Below are 515 nucleotides of genomic sequence, written 5' to 3'. Positions count from 1 at the left end.
CGTACTCTTTTACTGCCCATGCACGTGCAAGCTCGGCAACGTAAGGCGCAGACACTTCAATTTCTGCACTGTGGTAACGAGCAATGATTGGTTCGTTACGTGCTTCATCGAATTGTTCTTGCGTAATGTACTTTTCATCGAGCATACGCATTAGCACAACGTTACGACGTTTTGTTGCACGTTCTAGCGAGTAAATTGGGTTCATGGTTGAAGGTGCTTTTGGCATCCCCGCCAGTGTCGCAATTTCGCTAAGCGAGAGCTCATTTAGGCTCTTACCAAAATACACCTGAGCTGCTGCACCAAAACCGTATGAGCGATAGCCAAGGAAGATCTTGTTAACGTAAAGCTCCATGATCTCTTGTTTGCTCAGCAGTTGCTCAATGTGAATGGCAATGAAGATCTCTTTGATCTTACGCATTAGTTTCTTCTCGTTGGATAAGAAGAAGTTACGCGCTAGCTGCTGAGTGATGGTACTCGCCCCTTGCTTTGCTGAGCCGGAAAGAGCAACCACGACA

At 46.6% G+C, this 515-nt stretch carries 1 protein-coding gene; it reads right to left on the bottom strand.

What is annotated here, in order from left to right; translation table 11 throughout:
* Window positions 1-515, bottom strand: a 515-nt coding sequence (locus R8N47_RS28465; RefSeq protein ID WP_318186516.1) for a transglycosylase domain-containing protein, incomplete at both ends; no start/stop codon positions are given.

The organism is Vibrio sp. 2132-1, from assembly GCF_033344315.1.
The sequence above is the reverse complement of the archived record's forward strand: the minus strand, read 5'-3'. Positions and strand labels throughout refer to the sequence as shown.